Source organism: uncultured Chloroflexus sp. (assembly GCF_938091255.1).
Lineage (GTDB): Bacteria > Chloroflexota > Chloroflexia > Chloroflexales > Chloroflexaceae > Chloroflexus.
The window spans coordinates 21,458-44,194 of the sequence record NZ_CALLJH010000010.1 but is presented as its reverse complement, the minus strand read 5'-3'; the positions used below and the strand labels follow the sequence as shown (position 1 = coordinate 44,194).

Sequence of the window (22,737 nt, the reverse complement as noted above, 5' to 3'; positions counted from 1 at the left end):
GAGGCGAGGTTAGCGCTATATCGCCTTGTTAGTATACACGCAAAACGCCTATGGACATCGGAACAACTATTTGGCCGCCTATGCCAGCGCGACCGCAGGCACTGGCCGCAAGCTGGTCGCGCTACGACCACGGCGCGCTGCGTGAATACTTGCAACGCGCGCGTGAGATCGGTTTGCAGCAAGTACGTTTTGATCTGCGCTGGGCAGAGGTGCAGCCAAGCGCACAGCGGATTGCGGTCGCTGCGCTCGATGGCTTCCACCGTGGCCTTGATCTTGCCCAAGCCAACGGTCTGCACGTGGTTGTCTCGCTAATGAGCGCCACCCTTGGCCCGGCGCTCCATCTGCCCGATTGGGCGCTGGGGGTGCCGGCGCAAGCGTTGACCAACCAAGCGGTAAGCGAGATCTTCGCAACACCGGCGTTGACGATTCTTGACAATACCTTCTACCGGCGCGAACCGGTGCGCGATCTCTACGCCGATCCCGACATGCGGGCCGCGCAACGTTACTTGCTCCGCGAAGTGATCGGTAACTTCGCCGCCCATCCAGCTATCCATGGTTGGCTGTTAGCCGCCGGGGTTGAGCGAGTCCTGCCACCAACTGACCATCGCGATGTGGCAGCATGGTGGGCCGATCTCGCCGAGCGTGCTCGCGCCCACGGTGCCAACCGGCTGTTTGGTCAGATTGATGCTGCTGCGCTGAGTGACCCCGCCAGTTTGCGCCCCTATGACATCGCAATGGCCGGTGGCGAAGTCGTGATGAGTGTGGGGCCATGGCCGCCGATCGGCGATGGACCGCCAGCGCGCGGCGAGGCCGTCTGCTTTTTGCACACTGTGGTCGCTGGTTTGCTGGCCGAAGAAGTGAACGATACCGCCGCCACGCAGGTGGTGGTTAGCGATCTCGGCTGGCCCACTGCCCCTCGCCCACAATGGCGCGGCTGGCAGCACGATGAGGTCTTTGCCCGGCCCGCTCAAACGTTTTTGGCTGATGAAGAAGAGGTGGCCACGGCCCTACAAGCAGCACTGCCGACATTGGCCCGCTCTGGGGCCGCCGCGGTCTGGCTGGCCGGGATGGTCGATCCGGCAGAGGAACAGTGGAAGATCCCACCGTTCGACCGCAGTTGGCCGGCGCGCACATGGGGTTTGTGGACGGCAGATGGCCGCCCGAAAGCGAGTTGGGAGGCGCTGCGCGAGACGATTGGCAGTCTGCCAGCGAAGGGTACATTGCCAACCCTGCCGGTTGAACCCGACCGTTTCTGGCGCGATCCGGCCACCGAACTGCGCCGGCTTTGGCGTGAATACCGGGCCGAGATAGTATGAACACGGATTGACACGGATTGGCACGGGTCGGGCCATCCGTGTCAATCCGTGTTCTATTCCTCGTCTATGGTTGGCGGTTGCCATCCCCATTCAGCCAACAACGCCAGATCGGCCTTAGTCAACACACCGGCTGCTGCGGCCCGATCCAGCAGATCGGGCCGGCGGGCCAAGGTGCGGCGCAACCGCTCGGCTCGCCGCCAACGGGCAATCTCGCCATGGTTTCCAGAGAGCAATACCGGCGGCACACTCAACCCCTCCCAAACCGCTGGACGGGTGTAGTGCGGGTATTCGAGCAAAAAATCGCTGTGACTCTCTTCGATAATCGATTCACTATCGATCACCCCCGGCACCAACCGCGCCACCGCATCAACCACCACCATCGCCGCCAACTCACCGCCGGTCAACACATAATCGCCGATGCTGATCTCGCGGTCAATCAGTGTCGCGCGCACTCGCTCATCGATCCCCTCATAGTGACCACAGACGAGGATCAGGCGCGGCAAGGCCGCTAATTCATGCGCTATGCTCTGCGTAAACAACTCACCGTCAGGCGTAAGTAGAATGGTTGGCCCGGCTTGCTCATCAGCGGCGCGCACCGCCCGAATCGCCGCCGCCAACGGCTCAGCTTTCATCACCATCCCGGCGCCGCCGCCATAAGGCGTATCATCGGCGGTGCGATGGCGATCAGTCGCCCACTGTCGAATATCGTGCAAGTGAATGGCAATTTTGCCAGCCTGCTGCGCCCGCTTGAGAATACTCTCGGTCAGCGGCCCCTGAAACATAGCTGGAAAGAGGGTGAGGATATCAAACCGCATGCCGGCTATGCCTCAACGCTACGCAGATACTGGTCAAAAAACTCGACAACCCGCCGGCAATACGTCACCCGATCGACAAAATACCCGCCACAATGCTCGGCGCCGGGCACCTCCCACAAGATGCGCGGCTCGCGAGCAGCGTCATACAATTGGCGCGCGTGGCTCACCGGAATCAGCGAGTCATCAATGCCATGAATGATAAAGACCGGGCGTGGCGCAATCTGGCCGATGGCGTCAATCGGGCGGGCTTGGCTAAAGCGGTAGCCGTGGCGACGAGCGACGATCGCGTCGGCCAAGCGTACCAACGGCTTGGGCGGGATGCGCAGCACTTGGGTGATGCTATGGGCCACCACATCATCACCAGCGGTAAATGAGCTATCGGCCACGAGCGCCCGAACCGACTGATCGCGGGCCGTTGCCAAAATCCCCACTGCCGCTCCCATCGAATAGCCAACCACACCAATCGCCGCAGCGGACATCCGCTGGCGCACAAACTCGAGCGCCGCTAGCAAATCGTCAACCTCGCGGCTCACCAGCGTCTGCGGCCATGGATCCGATTCGCCGCGACCACGATAATCAAACAGCAGGACATTATAGCCGGCTCGCCAGCAATAGCTGCCAATGCCAAGCAATTCATCTTTGCTGCCGGCATGGCCATGGCTGCCCACGATCACCGCATTCGTTTCGGGGCGCGGCAACCACCAGCCCACCAGCCGCAGACCATCGCTGCTGCGAAACTCAACCGTCTCAAACGGCACTCCTAACTCCCACGGGGTAAAGGTATAGCTGTCGAGATAGGTACGGCGCGGCGGCGGGCTGACCCGCAAACTGACGTAGTATGCCGTGCCAGTAATCCCACCTAACACACCAATGGCGCCGGTCAGCGCCATCGGTAACAAACTCCAGCCAAATCTTTTTGCCATCATCCTATCCTCGTGCAGTTCCGACAAACTCAAACACCGGCGTGGCCTGCGGCTGCAATAGCAGATGGATTTCATACAACCCATCGGCATGCCGGCCATGGAAGGGCAAGCCCAAGCTGGTCGCCAGCCGGATCATAGCGGTATTATCGGCGTGCGTCAAAAAGATCAGCCGTTCGAGGTTTGCCGCCCGCGCCTCGGCCAGCAGCAATTCCAGCATCTTACGCCCAACCCCCGCCCCGTGATAGTCATCCCGCACCAAAATTGAGGCCTCAGCTACCTTAGGGTCATGTGGCAAGCGGGCAAAACGGGCCACGGCAATGGATTCTTCACGCCCATGCTCGTCAGCCAACGCCACCAACGCCACTTCGCGGCGCGGATTAATCGCCGCCAACCGTTGCGCCGATTTATGCACCAGTTCGGGGGAAGCATGTTCAGCCGCAATGAAAAACCGGCGATAGATCGATTCCGGCGACAAGCGATAGAACATCCGCTCGAGCAGTTCAGCATCCGCAGCGGCAAGACTGCGCACGCGCAATGTGCGTCCATCACGGGTGGTAATGGTGAGCGGCATTGACTGGCTAACACGTTGTTCGTTCATACTAACCTCCGGCATCGCTCGTGCTCTGGCAGCAGAGAAAACAGAGCAGATACGGTAGATTGCACACCTTCGAGCATCTGAGCTGATGCATGCCGCCGCTGCGCTGCACATACGGCGCTAAAGGTATTGTAGCATGAGAGTGGTACACTGCTGCACTTTTATAACGCAATGCGTTATGAAAGGAACGACAACCAACTTTCCTGCGCTCAATCCGGCACGCCGGACGGCCCGCAGGCAGATCATGCCATGTACAGCGAGGATCGTTTGTTTGAATTAATTGCGATTGTTGGCCCCACTGCCGTGGGTAAAACCGAATTAGCGGTCGCATGGGCGCAACAGATCAACGGCGAGATTGTCTCCGCCGATTCGCGCCAGATCTACCGTGGCATGGACATCGGCACTGCCAAGCCAACCCCTGCCGAACGCGCCCAAGCGCCGCACCACCTGATCGACATTCGCGATCCTGATCAACCGTTTTCGTTGGCCGAATTTCACGATCTGGCGCTGGCGGCGATCACCGACATTCAAGCGCGCGGGCGCACACCACTGCTAGTTGGCGGCACCGGCCAATATCTGGCAGCAGTCTTGGAAGGCTGGCAGATTCCGCGCGTCGCCCCCCAGCCAGAGCTTCGCGCCGAACTTGAGCAAGTAGCAGCTCAAGAGGGCGCTGCCGTACTCCATGCCCGCCTCGCGGCGGTTGATCCGGTCGCGGCGGCGCGCATCCCGGCCACCAACGTGCGACGGGTCGTGCGCGCGCTCGAAGTCTATCTGGTCAGCGGCGAACCGATCTCGCGTCTGCAAGAGCGGCAGCCGCCTCCCTTCCGCCCGCGCACGATTTGGTTGCACCGGCCACGCGCCGAACTTTACGCCCGCGCCGATGCCCGCATCGAACGCATGATCGCTGCCGGCTTGGTTGAAGAGGTCGCAAACCTGCTAGCCCGCGGCTACAATTGGTCGTTGCCGGCGATGTCGAGCCTTGGCTACGTCCAATTCCAGCCGTACTTTGCTGGAACTGCTGATCTTGCTGCTTGCATCGAACGGCTGCGCTTCGACACCCATGCCTTCATCCGTCGGCAAGAGATGTGGTTTCGCCGTTTGCCCAACCTTGAAATCTGGACGCCTGATCACCCGGCTTGGCGCGCCATCATCGCTTGAAAAACATCGTATTCGCGCACCACATGCTCAAGAAACCGTTCGGGATGGCCATCAGCCGGGGGCAATCCGAGGCGTTGGCGTATCAAGGCCGCGAGCTGACCGGCCAACGAGAGGCGCGCATCAGCGCTGAGCGCATCGCGACAGCGCAAGAAGTCAAACACGAGCGCCATTTCCGCCGTCGATAAGCGCTCTAAGTTCGGCAACAACGGCGTTGGCGGCGCATCGGTTGCGCGCGGCGGCACCTGTATTCTGACCGGACTTAAGATTTGGTCAAGGGTGATGAGATTACCTTCGCGCACCACCACCGTACCAGCGGTAAGATCACCTAGCCGGCGGTTATGGCGGTCGATAAAGATGGTGAGCAGGCCAATGCCGTAACCAAACGGCAAAAAGTCAATCGCCCGCATCAGATTACGCACCACGACCGCTGCGCCATCAACCGGGCGGCCACCCTCGCGCAACACGCGCAACCGCAACCACCGTTTACCCAGCGTCTGGCCATTCCAGATTAACTCGAAGAAGACGTAATAGCCCCAATTCAACACAAAAGCGAACACCGCGAACAATGCCCACAGCACGTCTTCATTGCCAACGCCAATATCGTTGCTGGCAAGCACAACGGTGGCAGCCATCATCAGGAACGTGACCAGAATCGTATAATCAATCACCGCCGCTAGACCCCGGCTGGCCAGCCCGGCGGTGGTGTAGGTTATCATAACGCCTTCCGGCGTTTCGACGTGATACGTATTGGCAATGCGATTGGCGGTAAGCATGTGGGTATACAGCAATCGATGGATTACGTATGGAGTGCGGTAGTTCGCCTGCCGCACTCGGTTATCACGAGCGGAGCAACATATAAGCTGCCATTATGATGCGCTCAACGTCACCTGCCAATCCAACTCGAGCACGTTACTGGCTCGGCAACTCGGCGTCATCAGGCGGAGCCGAGACCAGTTCTGGTTCAGGCTCCGCTTCCAAATGCTTCATATCATTCACCAATTTGACCCGCCAGTGTTTGTAACCGATTTCAAGAATGGTGATCGACGTGTTACCGATATGCGGATAGCGCCCAAAGTTGGTGTCATGAAAGTTCTCGGCGTGGGATAACAATGCACGAATACAGCCGCCGTGAGTGACAAACGCCAACGTGTGACCACGATGTTGGGCCGCCATCGCCTCGACGGCTGTCACCACCCGCTGCCGCAGCGCAGCCATCGTCTCGCCACCGCCGCGTGGCAGGTCATAACCTTGCATAATCTGCTTCCATTCATCAGGGAACTGTGTCCGCACCTCATCAGTTGTGAGACCACTCCAGTGGCCGGTATCGATCTCGCGCAACGCCGGCAACAGTTGCACCGGCACTTTCAGTACAGCACCAATCTCCCATGCCGTCTGATACGCGCGCGACAAGTCACTGCTGTAGATGGCAGAAAACCTTACCCCATCACGTACCAACCGGTTGGCCAACAATCGCGCCTGCCGGTAGCCAATCTCGTTGAGCGGAACATCAATATGTCCTTGCCAACGTCCCTGCATATTCCAGTCAGTCTCGCCGTGGCGGATCACGTAGATGGTGGTCATGGCATTCTCCGCGAAGAATCCTTTAGTTCTCTTGCTATGGTAACACAGAGTTATGACCGGAATGTTAAAAGAACGAAACGCACACTGTCATTGCGAGGTGCAGGGGTCGCGCCCTACGCGGCCCCCGCGCCGCAGCAACCTCCCCCATTAGCGAAAGCCATTCCCGTTTGTTCTAATCCCTCGCCCAATTCACGAAAGGGAGCTCGTTTTGTACATGGTGAAGATGCGGTATGATGGGCCAAGGTTCGAAGCAGATTCTCGGATAGATTATGTTCACCCACACAAACGAACATTTCACACCGCAAGAGGTCGCGCTGCTCACGCCATTTGTGACCAATGTTGACCGGCCTGTCTTCTGTTTGCGCAACTTGCCGGAAGTAGTGAAGGGGGCGCTGTTTGCACGTTATAGCCGTAGCACGAAGAGCTTGCGCCGCCTCCTGCTCGACGAGTTCATCACTGAACCAGAGTCAGGGTTCGCCGCGATTGTGTCGGCAGTGGGCGATAGTCCGGCGGCGCAGTTAGTCGCTGCACGCCAAGCCGAAGCCTTCTACGAGCGGGTGCTGATTGGATACGGCGATGACTCGGTGGCTGAATTGGGGGGAGCGCATGTGGCCTGCGAAGGCGTGAGTAACATCGCTGCCAAGCTGCTCGAAGACAGTCGGTTGGGTTTGTCGCCGCTGGAAAAATCGACCCGCTATGTCCGGTTTGATCTGCCGGGGCCAGATGGCTATCGCTACCTGCGCGAACCGGTGTTGATGGCATCGCCGTTTGCGGAACGCTATACGGCGACGATGGACAACCTCTTCGCGACGTATAGCGCATTGCTCGGCCCGGTGCAAGCATGGCTGCAAGCGCAATTCCCCCGCGATGAAGCCACTACCCCACGCGCCTATCGCAATGCGATTCAGGCCAAGGCACTCGATCTGTTGCGCGGGTTGTTGCCGATGGCGACCCAAACCAATGTTGGGTTGTTTGGCAATGGCCGCGCGTTTGAGTATCTGATTATCAAACTCGCCGCTGCACCCTTTGCCGAAGCGCGCGCCTTGAGCGAGGCAATTCAAACTGAGTTAGATTATGTCATTCCGGCCTTTGTCAAGCGGGCACGCAGCGAACGCGGCAAGGCGTATGCCGCATATTTGGCCGCTACCCGCGAACAGGCGGCGCAATGCGCCGCACAGCTCGCCATCGCTCCGACCAACGAGCCAGCGATTGCGGTGCGTTTGGTTGATTATGATCCGCAAGCGGAAGAAAAGATGGTCGCCGCCATCCTCTACCCGCATCTCGATCTGCCGCTGGATTCGATCCTCGCTTCCATCAGCGCAATGCCGGCGCAGGAACGGCAGGCAATCATCGCGGCAGCCGTTGGCGAACGGGGCAGTCGCTTCCACCGGCCCGGTCGCGCCTTCGAGGAGCCGTATTACACCTTCGATATCTTGGCCGACATCGGCGCGTACCGCGATCTCCAGCGCCACCGTGTGCTCACCCAAGAACGGCAGCGCTTCACCGTCAGCCACGGCTACGTCACCCCTCCTGAACTCGAACGGATCGGCGTCGCGCCTCAGTATCGCGCTGCGCTTGAGCAGGCTGCCGAATTGGTGACCGACCTGCAACGCGACTTTCCCAATGAAGCGCAGTACGCAGTGCCCTTCGCCTTCCGTGTGCGCTGGCGGATGAAACTCAATCTGCGCGAAGCCTATCATTTGATCGAACTGCGCAGCGCGCGCCAAGGCCATCCCGCCTACCGCCAAATTGCCCAGATGATGTTTCAGGCTATTAGTGCGGTGCATCCAACGCTCACCGCTGGCATGCGGTTTGTTGACCACCACGACTACGATCTCGAACGGCTGGCTGCCGAGCAGCGGATCGATCAGAAGCGGCAGGGGACGTAACGCCGCGCGCTACGAGGTGGCACGCGGGTTGCTGGCCCACCAGAGGAAGCGCTCTCGATGCGTTGTTGCTGGCTCCATTGAGACGCAAAGCGAACAAAGACGCGAAGGATGGAATACAAAGACGCAGAGGACGCAGTGAATTGTTGATCACCCTCACCCCATCCCCTCTCCCACTCGCGCGGGAGAGGGGTGTTGCGGCGTTCCGCGCTCCGACGCCTGTCCCGAAATCCGCACGGCCCTGCCCCCGTCAAGGGGGAGAGGGTGCCGGAGGGGTGAGAGCCATGATCCCGCACAGTGGGCTTCGTAAGCATAACCCGACCCATTGGGGCCGGGTTCCCTGCACAGCAGTTGCGGCTGTTCTAGATTAGATGTTCTGGCTACGCTCAACAGGTTGATCGCGTTAACTCGGGAAATGGTGCCGGAGACGGGACTCGAACCCGTAAGGGGTTTCCCCCAGCGGTTTTTAAGACCGCAGCGTTTGCCATTTCGCCACTCCGGCATAACGCTTGCCGACCTTCATTATAGCAAATTTACGAAAACCGGTGGCGCCGCACGATGCGCACCAGCAACGAACGATAAAATGATCGCGTACTCATTGCGGCTGCAAAAAGTCTCCGGCGCACCAACCTTCGATCCCGGCGCTACGCACCTGCCACCACACCCAGCCATCACGCTCCACCGGGCCGCCGATAATCTCGACCTGCGTACCCGGAGCTAACACCAGCAACACCGGAATATCAGCGCCAAGCCCGGGTTGCACACGCAAATTCAGCGCCGGAATGCCTTCACTTACCACTGCCGTGCGCCCTATCGCTAAGCCATCGGGCAACGGCGATGGCGAAGGCGCAACGGTTGCCGGCGGATTAGCGCTCACGGTTGCGAGCGGCTCTCCGCCCGGCGCTGCTGTGGTCTGCGCTATAGCTGGCAATTCGGTTGGAGCCGGCGACAGATTGACAATCGGGGCAGTGGGAAGTGTCACTGACGCCGGACTTTGCAAGCTGAGCGCAATTGCTAGCCCGATGACAAAGATACTGACAATGATCAACGTTGGCGCAACCCAACCCGGCACTAACGGCCCGCGCGGCGTCTCTTCATCAAGCGCGCGATGGCCCAGAGCACGAATGCGACGCTCTTCATCATAGGCGGTATGGCGGTCGCGCAACCGCACCCGCACCGGCTCGTCATCGGGCAAGGCGGTTTGCGCACGCATCGGTTGGGTTGCGCGCTGGCGAGGTCGTTCCGTTTCAGTTGTAGGCAATGCCTGCACGCCATAACGCGGCAACAGCATGACGGCGAGCCGCTGATAGGCCGCTAGCGTCTCGCCAGTAACAGCTAGATGTTCACCACGGGCAATCCGCCCGCGTAGCCGGTGCAGGCGCTGCACGGCATCGACCTCTTCGGCGCTGAGCGGCAACCGGTCAAGGGCCTGCATCGCGGCCAACACGCCGGCAAACGGGCCGAGCGCAGCCGGCGAATTGACGCGCAACAGGTGGGCACGCAGCGCATCTTCGATAGCGCCGTGAATGCTGAGCAACGCCAATTCCGGCACATCACGCCGCGCCCGCGCCAACGTATACTTCTCGCGCGCCGACTCGAGCAACGTAATCGGATTCAGCGCGGTTGACTCATCCCCTGTCAGCGTCATCCAAGTTCTGCCTCTAACAATTCACGCACCCGTTGCGCGTTCGCCTGCCCCTTCGTGGCCCGCATCACCATCCCGACCAGAAATTGAATGGCGGTCGTTTTGCCCTTGCGATACTCGGCAATCGCTTTGGCCGCCTTCTCATCGGCCAACGCAGCCCGCACCGCTGCCAACAACGCGCCATCATCGCTAATTTGGGTCAGGCCCCGCTCAGCTACCAGCGCCGCCGGATCAGCACCGGTTGCGAACACTTCTTCAAACAGTTGCTTGGCCACCGCGCGCGTGATCGTCCCGCTTTGCACCAGATCGATCAGCGTCGCCAGCCGGTTCACCGGCATACGATCGATCAACGCCGTCGCCGGCTCGCCGCGATCGTTCAACAAACGAAAGCCTTCGTTCAACACCCAATTCGCCACCTCTTTCGCCCCATCGGGCCGGTTGACCGTTGCTACCGCCGCTTCGTAATAATCGGCGATCGCCCGCTCTTGGGTGAGCAGATCGGCGTCTTGCCACGACAGGCCGTGGGTAGTCATCAGCCGGGCACGGCGCGCGTCAGGCAATTCGGGTAACTCAGCCTTGCGGGCGGCGATCCATTCCGGCGCCAGCACCAACGGCGGAATGTCAGGTTCAGGGAAGTAGCGGTAGTCGTGGGCATACTCTTTCGAGCGTTGACCCTCAGTACGGCCCAGATCCTCGCGCCAGCCGCGCGTCTCTTGCTCAACTACGCCGCCGGATTCGAGCACACGGATCTGCCGCTCGATCTCATACGCTAGCGCTCGTTCGACAAAGCGGAACGAGTTGATGTTCTTGATCTCGACCTTGGCGCCGAACCGATCTGAGCCTGCCGGGCGCACACTGACATTCGCGTCGCAGCGCAGCGCCCCCTCTTCGAGATTGCCGCTATTGGCCCCGATCCAGACTAAAATCTGGCGGATCTTCTCAAAGGTCAAGCGAGCCTCTTCTGGCGTGCGAATATCAGGCCGAGTGACAATTTCCATTAATGGCATGCCACTGCGGTTGTAGTCAATCAACGATGCGCCGTCAGGGCTGTGAATCAAGCGACCAGTATCTTCTTCGATATGCAACCGCTCAATCCCGATTCGGCGCACCTCGCCGGCAGCGGTACGAATCTCGATCGCGCCATCGCTGCACAGCGGCTCATCGTATTGGGTAATCTGAAAGCCCTTAGGCAAGTCAGGATAGGGGTACGACTTGCGGGCAAAGATCGAGCGTTCGTTAACCCGACAACCTAACGCCAACCCGCAAAGCGCAGCCAATTCAACAGCGCGGGCGTTAAGTACGGGCAGCGCGCCGGGCAGGCCAAGGCTCACCACCGAAACGCGGGTATTGGGTGGCGCGCCAGCGTAATCGGTGCTGCAACCGTCGAACATCTTGGAGGCGGTCAGCACATGGGCATGGATCTCAAGGCCGATCGTGGCGATATATTCAGGCATAGGCTTCCTCACGCAACGTCACCTTGCCCTTTATTGTACTCGGTTTTCGGTGATGGTGCGCGGAACGCTCTCCGATAGCGGCTCACACGGATGTACGGAGGGCGACTCACACGGAGCCACGGCAGCAGAAACTCACACAAACCCACCCAGCACCGCGACGGTGACCGCCTACGCGCTCGCCGCACCCACCCAGCACCGCGACGGTGACCGCCTACGCGCTCGCCGCACCCACCCAGCACCGCGACGGTGACCGCCTACGCGCTCGCCGCACCTACATCTTCCCTCTGCGTCTTTGCGCCTGTACGTTTCCCCCTCTGCGCCCTTACACTCACGCTTCTTGTTCTGGATCAACCCCTAGCTCGCGCAGACGCGCCGCCAGCCGCTCGGCCCGTTGTCGCTCTTGCTCGGCCCGTTGTCGCTCTTGCTCAGCCAATGCCTGCAACTCGACAAAACTCAGAAATGGCCGACCATCAGGCCAATACATCTGTATGCCATCAACTGCTCGGCCAAACTTCACCCCTAACCGTGGACTTACCCAACCATCGAGTTCAGGAATGACCCGCAACCGGCCATCAATGCGTTGCCAACCGCTCATATCACCAGTGTCAGGATCGTACAGATAGTACTCCTCGACCCCGTACATATCGTAGAACTCTAACTTGGCGGCCATTTCAGTCAACGTATTACTTGGCGATAACACCTCAAACACGACGTGCGGCGCAGTATTGCCCTCTTCCCATTGCCGATACGACCCGCGATCCCCTTTGGGCCGACCAAACACCACCATCACATCCGGCGCACGCCGAATGTCAGGCCAGCCTTCGACCGGATACCAAAGCAAATCGCCGGCAACAAAGACATCAGCCCGCTCGCGAAAGAGTGCGTCGAGGTTCCCCTGAATGGTGACGATAGCGCGAAACTGCTTGGTGTTATCGGCCATAGGCATGCCGTCACTATCGGGGTAGACGATTGGCGTGGCAACCACCGGCTGACGAGTCATCATCCACCTCCTGTTGCGAACATTTGTTCCAATATACTCCGTTTAAGCAGGTATTGCAAGCAAGATAGACAACAATCCTTCTGAAACATGCGCCTTGTTTGGCAAGCGTTAAGCTTGCCGTACACGTCGCAGGCAAAGACCCTTGCATACTTCACGACAGTATCGTCAGTAGGCTCCCCGCCGAGAGGCAACTCGGTGAACCATGCTCACATCACCTAACCGAGACAGATCACAATCCGCGAGAAGAGGAAAGCGAGTAAGTCGCCTCTCTGTCCGTTTTGGTCTTCGATTCCCCCTTTTCTGTCCATTGACATCACACTAACGCTTTTCTGGTATAATAGTACACGGAAATTGTTTCCGCATCATGAAAGGAGGGTTGCATGACCGCCCCCCAACTCCCTGCCGGAGTGACGATCACTGCACCGATCACACCCGAATATGCCGAGATTCTGACCCCGGAAGCACTGGAATTTCTCGCGACCCTGCATCGCCGCTTTAACGCGCGCCGACTTGAGCTGCTGGCCCGTCGCGCCGAACGCCAGCGCGCGATCGATGCCGGTGAGCGGCCTGATTTTCTGCCCGAAACCGCCCACATCCGCGCGAGCGACTGGACAATCGCACCCTTCCCGCCCCAACTCAATGACCGCCGGGTCGAGATTACCGGCCCGGTTGACCGCAAAATGGTCATTAATGCGCTCAATTCGGGCGCGAAGGTTTTTATGGCCGACTTCGAGGATGCTAATACCCCCACGTGGCAAAATCAGATCGAAGGCCAGATCAACTTGCGCGATGCATTGCGCCGCACAATCACGTACACTAGCCCCGAAGGCAAATATTACGCCCTCAATGCCAATCCCGCCATCTTGTTCGTGCGACCGCGTGGTTGGCATCTCAACGAGAAGCATGTGCTGATCGACGGCGAGCCGATGTCGGGAGCGATCTTCGATTTTGGCCTCTATTTCTTCCACAATGCCCAAACCGCGATCGACGTGCAAGGCGGCCCTTACTTCTACTTGCCGAAGATGGAGAGCCACCTTGAGGCGCGGTTGTGGAATGACATCTTTGTACTGGCGCAGGAGCTGCGCGGTATTCCACGCGGTACGATCAAAGCTACCGTGCTGATCGAGACGATACTCGCCGCATTTGAGATGGATGAAATTCTCTACGAACTGCGCGAGCACTCAGCCGGCCTCAACTGCGGACGGTGGGACTATATCTTCTCGTGCATTAAGAAGTTCCGCAACGACCCCAACTTCTGCCTTGCTGACCGGGCGCTCGTGACGATGACCACTCACTTTATGCGGTCGTACTCGTTGTTGGCGATCAAGACCTGCCACCGCCGCGGCGCCCATGCGATGGGTGGTATGGCGGCCCAGATTCCGATCAAGAATGATCCGGTGGCGAATGAAGCGGCGCTGGCCAAGGTGCGCGCCGACAAGGAGCGGGAGGCGAACGACGGTCACGACGGCACATGGGTCGCTCACCCCGGTCTGGTTCCGGTGGCGATGGAGGTCTTCGACCGTCTGATGCCTACCCCCAATCAGATTAGTCGCCAACGTGACGATGTGCAAGTCACCGCTGCCGACCTGCTCGCATTCGGCCCCAGCGAACCGATCACCGAGCAGGGGATGCGGTTGAATATCAACGTCGGCATCCAGTATCTCGGCGCCTGGCTGGCCGGTAATGGCTGCGTGCCGGTGTTTAATCTCATGGAAGATGCCGCTACCGCCGAGATTTCCCGTGCCCAGATCTGGCAGTGGATCCGCAGTCCGAAGGGTGTGCTCGAAGATGGCCGTAAGGTAACGGTGGAACTCTTCCGCCAGATGCTGCCCGAAGAGCTGACCAAAGTGCGCGAGATTCTGGGACCGGCCTACGATGATGGCCGTTACGAAGAGGCCGCCGAATTGTTTGACGAGATTACCACCGATCCTAATTTCGTTGAATTTTTGACCTTGCCGGCCTACGAGCGTATCCCGTAACCGGTCACACACATAGGGGCGACATCGGCGTCGCCCCTGCAATCTTCACTCACCTCTATCCACAATTTGCCCATCTTTTGTCAGGGAAATTTCCGCTGGCAACAATCCTAACAGAGTGTTACAATTAGCAGTAACCTGCTGCACCTACACAGACAAGCACCGCTTTTGCCGATGTGCAGCCTGCTCTATAAGTCGGGCGGTGTCAGAGTAGTCACCCGCCCCTACACGACGAGGTGACCTATGGCGAATTATCTGATTGCCGGCGCAGCGGGATACATCGGCTCGCGACTGGCCGCACGGCTCCTCGCTGCTGGCCACCGTGTGCGCGGTCTTGTCTACAGCGCCGAAGATCCGGTGGTTGAACGCCTCGCTGCCCGCGGTATGGCGGTCTGGATCGGAGACCTTACCCGCCCCGAAACCATTGATGGCGTCACCGATGAGATTGAGGTGGTCTATAACCTCACCAACCGTATGCCCATCGATGGTTCAGCGCTGCTCCGTTCCCTCTATGTTGATGGCAACCAGCATTTGATCGCGATGTCAGTGCGCGCACGCACAGTGCGTACCTACATTTGGGCCTCCAGCGTCGCCCCCTATGGCGATCACGGCGAGCACTGGGTAGATGAAGACAGCCCAATCGCGCCCTCGTATCCCCTCGGCACGATCCTTGCCGCCGCCGAGCAGATCATCTTGCAAGCAGTGCGCGCTCACCGCTTCCCGGCAATGATTTTACGCATGGCAACAGTGTATGGCCCTGACCGCGATCCGCTCGAGGCGATTGCCAGTGGCCAGCTTACGATTTATGGCAGCGGGCGTAACTTTGTGCCGCATATTCATATCGATGATGCGCTAGAGGTGCTGATCCGCGCCCCCGAAGTTGGCCAGATCGGTGCAATTTACAACGTTGGCGATGATGAACCGCTCCGCCTGATCGAGATCGTCAGCGAGGTACGCCGCCGGCTCGGTATGTTACCACCGCGCACGTTCGATCCAAACGTCGGCCTGCGCGCCGGTCTTGATCGTTCGGTGATCGGAGCACTCACCTCGTCGGTTCGGCTAAGTAATGCCCGTATGCACCACGATCTCGGCATCGAGCTGCGCTATCCTAGCCTACGCTACTGGATCGATGAGCGGCTACCGCTTGAGTTAGCTGTCAGCGCCTGAAACGATAATCCGAAGGTGCGAAGGGTATGAGGTTTCGTATCCTTCGCGCCTTTGCCACTATACCTGTTGCCGCGTCTGCCACCAACTGTACGCACCACGCCAGATGAGCAACAGGGCAGCAACCGTCAAAAACGTTACTACTGCAAAGCTCAGCGGGCTAGAACGACCCAGTTGCCACCAGCGCAGACCTAGCCCAACCGGTAATGCAATCAGCCATGCGCCGAGCGTTAACCCCAGCATCCGTAGTGGTGGCTGCTGGCGGAAGACACCCATCCATGGGGCGACGATCAACCAGCCAATAAAGAAAGGCCAAGCAACCCGTCCCGCTGCTAAGAGGGGATTCTCATCCACCAATCCATGCGAGCTGCGCCCTAACAAAGCAAAGATAACAAAGACGAGCGTATCACCACCAAGCAGGATGACAAGCCGCGACCACGATCCTGTAGCGACCTGACGATTGGTTGTTGCCATAGTTGATCATTCCTTATCTTAAAGTTGGCGACTCTCGAATCATTATTCGTACCGAAGAGTCTTAGCGGATGTAGACCACATCCATTCCTCAAACTTTAGCATCTTCGCGTTTGAAACCATTACCGCTTGAGCGCTTGCAATTCGCGCGCCAAGCCCTGCTGCTGCCAATTCGCCAAGCGCAACCGCAACGCGAGCGCGCTCGCGATATTCCACAACACTGCGTTCCCCAAGGCCGGATCATCCTCGGACAGCGCGCGCAACCGCTCGCGGCGCAACGCCAAGATTGTGACTCCGTCTTCACCGGCACGCAAATCCGCACTCCGCCGACCACCGTCGAGCAATGACATCTCGCCGGTAATTTGGCCCACCACCACCGTTGTGAGCAGGCGCTGGCTACCCGGATCATCATCGATTGGCGGGCTCCAAACCTCTAAGGAGCCATCCTGCACGAGGTAGAGATCGGTCGATTCTTGATTCGTGCGGTCAACCAACGCGCCGGGCGGGTAGCGCCGCCGTTCGAGGTGCGCCGCCAGCCGGGTACGTTGGGCAAGGTTAAGGCCGTTCCCGATCTGGGAATTAGCCAAAAATTCAGCCACCTGCGCTGTCACTTCCGCCGGCTGCACCAAGACATCCGGTTGGCTGACCAGCGAGGGCAAGCCGAGGTAACTGGCGATATAGCGCATCGTTACCTCTGGCGTCTCGAAATGTGGCCAGTGCCCAGCTTTCGGCACAATCCGCAGATCGGCGTTGCGCCATTCATCGGCGACGACGCCAGCATCGCGGAGTGGTACGGTGTTATCTTCCGCCCCCCAAATCACCAACGCCGGGGTCTCAAGCTCGCGCAAACGACCACTGAGATCTTGATTGCGCATCGCAACAAAACATTCCGCCCGTACTCGCCCTTGCCCCGGCCGCCGTGCATCAGCGCGCAACCGTAGATAATCGGCCTCGCTGATCGCCGACCGTTCGGCGAATGAGGCCGGTTTCATCAGGCTATCGGTCACGTACAGCATCGATGGTTCGAGCACTGAGAGCAACCGGCTAAAGAACGGGAAGCGCTCGATCATCGTGATTGGTGAGACGAACGTATTAATCCAGAACGATAGCCGACCCGAAATAGTCGGGCAGAGCAACACCATGCGATCAATTAATTGCGGGATTTGCAGCGCCAGCGTTGCGCTGATCATGCCTCCCATCGAGTGGCCGACCAGTACGGCTGGATGTTCGCTCAGACCGGTGATCAGGCGGCCAACAATCTGCGCATAGCGCCCAATCGTCGCTCGTTCGCGCAGCGGCGGCGACTCGCCGTAGCCGGGCAGATCGATCGCGACGCAGCGAAAGCGCCGGCTGAGCAGAGGAATGAGCGGCGACATCGCAAACGACGAACTCGACCAACCGTGGATGAGAACCGCGAGTTGGGCGTGGCGCGGCCCTGCATCAAGCGCATAAATCTTCGCACCATCAATAGAAAAGATTTCCATCGAACTACCCGTGGTGTGCCACCGGTCTTGTATGGTATCATATCAGTATACGACTAATCGCGTCTATAGCACATTGTGCCTGATTGCAGGCAAATTGCGCATTACAGAACGTTTGCGAATGAACGAAGTACCTCATTCCTATCCTGCCCCGCCCCTCTACATCGTCTCCGGTGGCGCCGGCGCGGTCGGTGAACAGGTGGCGCGCTTGACGCTCTCGCAGTTTGAGGGGGCGGAAGTGCCGTTAATCATTGTGCCAAATGTGCGTGAACCGGAACAGATTGCCGAAGTCGTCGTCCAAGCCGCACAGCAGAACGGCACCATCTTGCACACGTTGATGGAACCAACCCTGCGCCGTGAATTAATGCGACTAGCACGCGAGATGGGAGTCGCCGAGATTGATCTGGTCGGGAGCGTTTTGTCGCGCTTGGCCACAGTATTGCAAAAAGAGCCGCTCGGCAAGCCGGGATTGTATCAAGCCCGCCGTTCGACCTATTTCGAACGGCTGGAAGCGATTGAGTACACCGTTGCCCATGACGATGGCAACAAACCGCGCGAGCTGAGCCACGCCGATATTGTGCTGGTTGGTGTTTCTCGGGTTGGCAAGACGCCGCTGAGTATGTACCTCGCGGTCTTGGGCTGGAAGGTAGCCAATGTGCCGCTCGTGCGGGAAGTTCCCTTACCCAATGATCTGTTTCGGGTTGATCCCCGGCGCGTCATCGGTCTGATTGTCGATGCCGAACAGATCGCCGCTCGCCGGCGTTGGCGCCAGCGGCGGATGGGCATTAATCTGGGTGGCAGCTATACTAACCTTGACGCCGCGATCGATGAGGTGGAATGGGCGCGCCGGATCTTCCGCCAACACGGTTGGACGGCGCTCAATGTGACCGATAAGTCGATCGAAGAAAGCGCCGATGAGATTATTGCCCTGATTTCGCGCCGGTTTAGTACGCCGGGGTAGGGTTAACAGCAGATGTGTGAAGCAGGTCAATTGCTTTTGACAGTTGCGAGACGGCGCAGTATAGTTGCGTTATCTATCATTGTTTGCGGTCATGTTAGCTTCATACAATGATGTGCGATGGGGCCAATGAATTGCAAGTTTATGCCTATGCGCTCAGTGCCGGCAGCGACCGGTCGGTTCACCGTGTCCAATCGTGATCATTCTCGCCGTTAGCGCATTCTCTCGCGCTAAGGTGCATAACAGCATTGTCTCAAGCCACCTTGTTCAAGGAGGAAACGGGTTATGTCCAAGAAGTGGGTTTACCTCTTCCGCGAAGGAAATGCCTCGATGCGTGATCTCCTTGGCGGAAAGGGAGCGGGTGTGGCCGAGATGACACGCACCGGCGTACCGGTGCCGCCCGGGTTTACGATCACCACTGAAGCCTGTAACGCCTATTACGAAAGTGGTCAGCAATTCCCAGCAGGGATGTGGGAGCAAGTGCTGGCAGGGCTGAAGGATATCGAAGCCCAAACCGGCAAGACCTTCGGCGATCCGAATAATCCGCTGCTCGTGTCGGTACGTTCGGGTGCAAAGTTCTCGATGCCCGGCATGATGGATACGGTGCTCAACCTTGGCCTCAACAAGCAGACGCTTGAAGGGTTGGCCCGCCTGACCGATAATCCCCGGTTCGCCGCTGACGCTTACCGCCGTTTTGTGCAACTGTTCGGCAAGATTGTACTTGGTGTTGATGGCGATCGCTTCGAGCACGAGATGGACGAAGCGAAGGGCCATGGCCAACGCCAAGACACTGACTTGACCACCGAGGAATTGCTCGCGCTGGCCGAGAAGTTCAAGGCAATTATTAAGGAAGATGTAGGGGTTGAGTTTCCCGAAGACCCCTTCGATCAGTTGCGCGAGGCGATTGCCGCCGTCTTCCGTTCGTGGAATGGGAAGCGCGCAGTTGATTATCGCCGTGTGAACAAGATTCCCGATAATCTCGGCACTGCCGTCAACGTGCAGGCGATGGTCTTCGGCAATATGGGCAACGACTCGGCCACCGGCGTGGCCTTTACCCGCAACCCAAGCACCGGCGATCCCGAAATTTTCGGCGAATATCTGGTCAATGCCCAAGGTGAAGATGTGGTGGCCGGCATTCGCACACCCCAACCGATCAGTAAACTTGCCGAAGAGATGCCCGAAGTCTACGCCCAATTCCACGAGATTGCCAAGCAGCTCGAACGGCACTACAAAGACATGCAAGATGTCGAGTTCACCATCGAGCGCGGCAAGTTGTGGATGTTGCAGACCCGCACTGGCAAGCGCACCGGCGCGGCAGCAGTTAAGATCGCGGTTGACATGGTGCGCGAAGGTCTGATCGATAAGGCGACGGCGGTGCAACGGGTTGACCCGCACGCGCTTGACCAGTTGCTTCACCCGATGATCGACCCCGAAGCGCGCAAGCAAGCCCAACCTCTCACCACTGGCCTGCCCGCTTCGCCCGGCGCTGCCTCTGGCAAGGCGGTCTTTGACCCCGACGAGGCCGAAGAGCTAGCCAAAACCGGCGAGAAGGTGATTCTGGTGCGGGTCGAGACCGCTCCCGAAGACTTCCACGGTATGGTGGCGGCGCAGGCAATTTTGACCGCCCGTGGCGGGATGACGTGCGTTGCGCCTGAGACGCGCATCTTGACCGATCGTGGTTTGTTGACGGCTGAAGCAGCGTTTGCCTTGATCGAGCAGGGTGCCGCGCCGCGCATTCTCACCTTCGACAGCCGCACTCTGCGCCCGGTGTGGCGGCGGATCATCGCCGCCGGACGCCGCCCGGCTGAGGTCATTCCGATCACACTCTCGCAAACGGGCCGCGCTGACGATAACCAACTGCGCTTGACCGCCGATCACAAGATGTATGTGATCCACAATCGCCAGTTGATGAAGAAGCGCCTTGACGCCGTGTTGGCCGATGAGGATTTCGTGACCGTTGTCGATCAGATCCCGGCGCTCAGCGAGACAGCCACAAGCCCGGCATTGGCCTATGTCGCCGGTGCAATCCTCTCGGATGGTTCGATCAATTTACGCGACACCAAAGGCTTGGTTACGTTCGTGCAGAAGGCGACGCCGGAAAAAGCCGATTTCATCGCTGCGGTTGAGCGCCGCTTCGAGGAAGCGTTTGGCGTGCCGTTTACCTATCTGCACGAGCGTACCTCGCATAGTGAGATGGATGGCCGCGTCATTCGCGGCACGGTCGAAGATCGCATCAGCTTCCGCCGTGAACCGGCTGCCCGCCTTGCTGAGATCCGCGATCATCTGGTTGAGTGGGTGCTGAGCCTCGACCGCACCGCTTTGCTCCACTTCCTTGCCGGCTTTGTCGATGGCGACGGTACCTATGCTGAGGAGTCGAGTCCGGTGCGCTTGCAGATTAGCGTATCGAGCAGCAAGCGCGATCTGCTTGACGGATTGGCGCTGGCCTGTCTGCGGTTGGGCATCGTGCCACAAATTGTCAACAACCGCGAGCATTATCTCCTCCAGATCACCGAGCAGGTAGAGGAGATTCTGGCCTTCACCGAACGGGTGCATGCCGAGCTGCCGCCACGCCGTTACGAGAATAAGTGCTTGAGCATGCGGGCCATGTTCGCCGATGTGCAAGACTCGGTGAATTATATGGGCCGGGTGCGTGAGGCGGTGAAGCGCAACATTATGTTTGGGGTTGAGAAGATCCGGCGCGATCTGTTGCCGCTCTGCACCGGTGCTGTTGCCCGCGAAGTGGCGGCGCTGCTCGACGCACCGCTGCGCTCGTTCCGCGCGCGTGCAGTTGGCGCTGCCGAATCAACGCTGGTCTACAACTTCGAGGTTGATGCCGCCGATGAGCTCGATAAGAACTATATCGTCTTCTCAAGCCGGATGACGCCGGTGCTGATCTCGAACTCTCATGCCGCCGTCGTTGCGCGCGGTATGGGCAAGCCCTGCGTGGCCGGCGCTGGCGATCTGCGCATTAGCTATGCTGACCAACTGATGACGGTCAATGGCACGACGATCCGCAAGGGTGATTGGATCACGCTTGATGGCGGCAGCGGCGAGGTCTTCGCCGGTCAAATGCCGACGGTTGAACCGGAATTGTCTGGTGATTTCGCCACGCTGATGGAATGGGCTGATGAGTTCCGCAAGCTTGGCGTGCGCGCAAACGCCGACATTCCCCGCGACGCCCGGGTAGCCCGCCAGTTTGGCGCGGAAGGCATCGGTCTCTGCCGCACCGAGCACATGTTCTTTGAAGGTGACCGAATCGATGCCATGCGCGAGATGATCCTCGCCGATACCGTCGAAGAGCGGCGCGCCGCGCTGGCCAAGATCGAGCCGCTCCAGCAGGGTGACTTTGAGGGCTTGTTCCGCGAGATGGCCGGACTGCCGGTGACGATCCGTACTCTCGATCCACCACTGCATGAGTTCTTGCCCCACGACGACCACGAGATCGAGGCGCTCGCCGCCAAGCTCGGCGTCGATCCGCACAAGGTCAAGGCGCGGGTCGAGAGCTTGCGCGAAGCGAACCCGATGCTCGGCTTCCGCGGTTGCCGGTTGGGCATCCTCTACCCCGAAATCACCGAGATGCAGGCTCGCGCTATCTTCAAGGCCGCGGTCAAGGTGAAGTCTGAGGGCATCGATGTCTATCCTGAAGTGATGATCCCGCTGGTCGGCTTTATCAGTGAGCTGAAGCTGCAAGAAGAGATCGTCCGGCGGGTAGCCGCCGAGGTCTTCGCCGAAAGCGGTATCGAAGTGCCGTATCTCGTCGGCACGATGATCGAGCTACCGCGCGCGGCGCTCGTCGCCGATGAGATTGCACAGGTGGCCGAGTTCTTCAGCTTCGGCACCAATGACCTCACCCAAACCACGCTAGGTCTCTCACGCGACGACTCGGGGCGCTTCTTGCCGGCCTACGTCGAGAAGAAGCTCATTCCCGACGATCCGTTCCAAACCATCGACCAGCGTGGTGTCGGCCAGTTGGTGCAGATTGGCACCGAGCGCGGGCGCTCAACCCGCTCGAACCTGAAGGTCGGCATTTGCGGCGAGCACGGCGGCGATCCGGCCAGTATCGAGTTCTTCCATCGCGTCGGTCTCAACTACGTCAGTTGTTCGCCGTATCGCGTGCCGATCGCGCGCCTCGCCGCAGCACAAGCGGCGCTCGGCGAAGCTAAGCGCGATAAGTAACCGCTAGCCGTTCGTCGCGATCTTGTAACCAACAGTGGAGACGGTGCGATGCACCGTCTCTCTTTGTCTCGGTATAATGCAAGGCAATAACGAGACCTATGAACGACGTTGACTTGCAACGTCGCTCATAAAGCCAGT

At 59.2% G+C, this 22,737-nt stretch carries 17 protein-coding genes and 1 tRNA gene; 7 read left to right on the top strand and 11 right to left on the bottom strand.

What is annotated here, in order from left to right:
• Positions 1-50 precede the first annotated feature (50 nt).
• Positions 51-1,316 (top strand): hypothetical protein, encoded by a 1,266-nt coding sequence (locus tag Q1A00_RS05010; RefSeq protein ID WP_298406117.1) that lies wholly within the window; start codon positions 51-53, stop codon positions 1,314-1,316.
• A gap of 53 nt (positions 1,317-1,369) precedes the next feature.
• Here the strand turns inward: Q1A00_RS05010 and trmD are convergent, their stop codons facing one another.
• From trmD to Q1A00_RS04995, 3 genes are read right to left on the bottom strand one after another with little or no spacing between them, the layout of a single operon-like run.
• Entirely contained in the window at positions 1,370-2,131 is a 762-nt protein-coding gene (trmD, locus tag Q1A00_RS05005) for a tRNA (guanosine(37)-N1)-methyltransferase TrmD (protein ID WP_298406119.1), read from the bottom strand.
• A gap of 5 nt (positions 2,132-2,136) precedes the next feature.
• Complete coding sequence (locus tag Q1A00_RS05000) at positions 2,137-3,054, bottom strand: alpha/beta hydrolase (protein WP_298406121.1); 918 nt, start codon at positions 3,052-3,054, stop codon at positions 2,137-2,139.
• 4 nt (positions 3,055-3,058) lie between these two features.
• On the bottom strand, positions 3,059-3,652 hold the full coding sequence (locus tag Q1A00_RS04995) for a GNAT family N-acetyltransferase (RefSeq protein WP_298406123.1): 594 nt from the start codon (positions 3,650-3,652) through the stop codon (positions 3,059-3,061).
• Positions 3,653-3,916: 264 nt separating this feature from the next.
• On the opposite strand from Q1A00_RS04995, the gene miaA reads away from it, so the two are divergent.
• Positions 3,917-4,807: a tRNA (adenosine(37)-N6)-dimethylallyltransferase MiaA gene (gene miaA / locus Q1A00_RS04990; RefSeq protein WP_298406125.1), complete on the top strand. Its 891-nt coding sequence runs from the start codon at positions 3,917-3,919 to the stop codon at positions 4,805-4,807.
• Here the strand turns inward: miaA and Q1A00_RS04985 are convergent.
• Complete coding sequence (locus Q1A00_RS04985; protein ID WP_298406127.1) at positions 4,777-5,580, bottom strand: RDD family protein; 804 nt, start codon at positions 5,578-5,580, stop codon at positions 4,777-4,779. The genes miaA and Q1A00_RS04985 overlap by 31 nt on opposite strands.
• Positions 5,581-5,716: 136 nt before the next feature.
• On the bottom strand, positions 5,717-6,388 hold the full coding sequence (locus tag Q1A00_RS04980; protein ID WP_298406129.1) for a histidine phosphatase family protein: 672 nt from the start codon (positions 6,386-6,388) through the stop codon (positions 5,717-5,719).
• Between the two features lie 269 nt (positions 6,389-6,657).
• Between Q1A00_RS04980 and Q1A00_RS04975 the strand changes: the two genes are divergently transcribed.
• Positions 6,658-8,277, top strand: coding sequence for an FAD-dependent thymidylate synthase (locus tag Q1A00_RS04975; RefSeq protein WP_298406130.1), 1,620 nt, complete (start codon positions 6,658-6,660; stop codon positions 8,275-8,277).
• A gap of 413 nt (positions 8,278-8,690) precedes the next feature.
• Here the strand turns inward: Q1A00_RS04975 and Q1A00_RS04970 are convergent.
• The 4 genes from Q1A00_RS04970 to Q1A00_RS04955 all read right to left on the bottom strand — a co-directional run bounded on the left by Q1A00_RS04970 (position 8,691) and on the right by Q1A00_RS04955 (position 12,373).
• Positions 8,691-8,776 (bottom strand) — tRNA-Leu (locus Q1A00_RS04970).
• A gap of 93 nt (positions 8,777-8,869) precedes the next feature.
• Entirely contained in the window at positions 8,870-9,922 is a 1,053-nt protein-coding gene (locus Q1A00_RS04965) for an SH3 domain-containing protein (protein ID WP_298406131.1), read from the bottom strand.
• Positions 9,919-11,373, bottom strand: coding sequence for an Asp-tRNA(Asn)/Glu-tRNA(Gln) amidotransferase subunit GatB (gene gatB, locus Q1A00_RS04960; RefSeq protein WP_298483214.1), 1,455 nt, complete (start codon positions 11,371-11,373; stop codon positions 9,919-9,921). Before gatB ends, Q1A00_RS04965 begins: the two co-directional genes overlap by 4 nt.
• A 328-nt stretch (positions 11,374-11,701) precedes the next feature.
• Complete coding sequence (locus Q1A00_RS04955) at positions 11,702-12,373, bottom strand: Uma2 family endonuclease (protein WP_299755593.1); 672 nt, start codon at positions 12,371-12,373, stop codon at positions 11,702-11,704.
• Positions 12,374-12,753: 380 nt separating this feature from the next.
• Between Q1A00_RS04955 and aceB the strand changes: the two genes are divergently transcribed.
• Both aceB and Q1A00_RS04945 read left to right on the top strand, forming a co-directional pair.
• Positions 12,754-14,352 carry a malate synthase A gene (gene aceB / locus Q1A00_RS04950; RefSeq protein ID WP_298406135.1) on the top strand — a complete coding sequence of 533 codons (1,599 nt, stop codon included), beginning with the start codon at positions 12,754-12,756 and terminating at the stop codon, positions 14,350-14,352.
• Between the two features lie 240 nt (positions 14,353-14,592).
• Positions 14,593-15,516 (top strand): NAD(P)-dependent oxidoreductase, encoded by a 924-nt coding sequence (locus Q1A00_RS04945; protein WP_298406136.1) that lies wholly within the window; start codon positions 14,593-14,595, stop codon positions 15,514-15,516.
• Between the two features lie 57 nt (positions 15,517-15,573).
• Here Q1A00_RS04945 and Q1A00_RS04940 read toward each other — a convergent pair whose 3' ends face one another.
• Together Q1A00_RS04940 and Q1A00_RS04935 are read right to left on the bottom strand one after the other, a co-directional pair.
• Positions 15,574-15,987, bottom strand: coding sequence for a DUF3054 domain-containing protein (locus Q1A00_RS04940; protein WP_298406139.1), 414 nt, complete (start codon positions 15,985-15,987; stop codon positions 15,574-15,576).
• Positions 15,988-16,106: 119 nt separating this feature from the next.
• Entirely contained in the window at positions 16,107-17,468 is a 1,362-nt protein-coding gene (locus tag Q1A00_RS04935; RefSeq protein WP_299755532.1) for an alpha/beta fold hydrolase, read from the bottom strand.
• Between the two features lie 118 nt (positions 17,469-17,586).
• Here Q1A00_RS04935 and Q1A00_RS04930 point away from each other — a divergent pair, with 118 nt between their 5' ends.
• Positions 17,587-18,426 carry a pyruvate, water dikinase regulatory protein gene (locus Q1A00_RS04930; protein WP_298406143.1) on the top strand — a complete coding sequence of 280 codons (840 nt, stop codon included), beginning with the start codon at positions 17,587-17,589 and terminating at the stop codon, positions 18,424-18,426.
• A gap of 282 nt (positions 18,427-18,708) precedes the next feature.
• Positions 18,709-22,599 carry a pyruvate, phosphate dikinase gene (locus tag Q1A00_RS04925; RefSeq protein ID WP_299755528.1) on the top strand — a complete coding sequence of 1,297 codons (3,891 nt, stop codon included), beginning with the start codon at positions 18,709-18,711 and terminating at the stop codon, positions 22,597-22,599.
• The last annotated feature ends 138 nt before the right edge of the window (positions 22,600-22,737 follow it).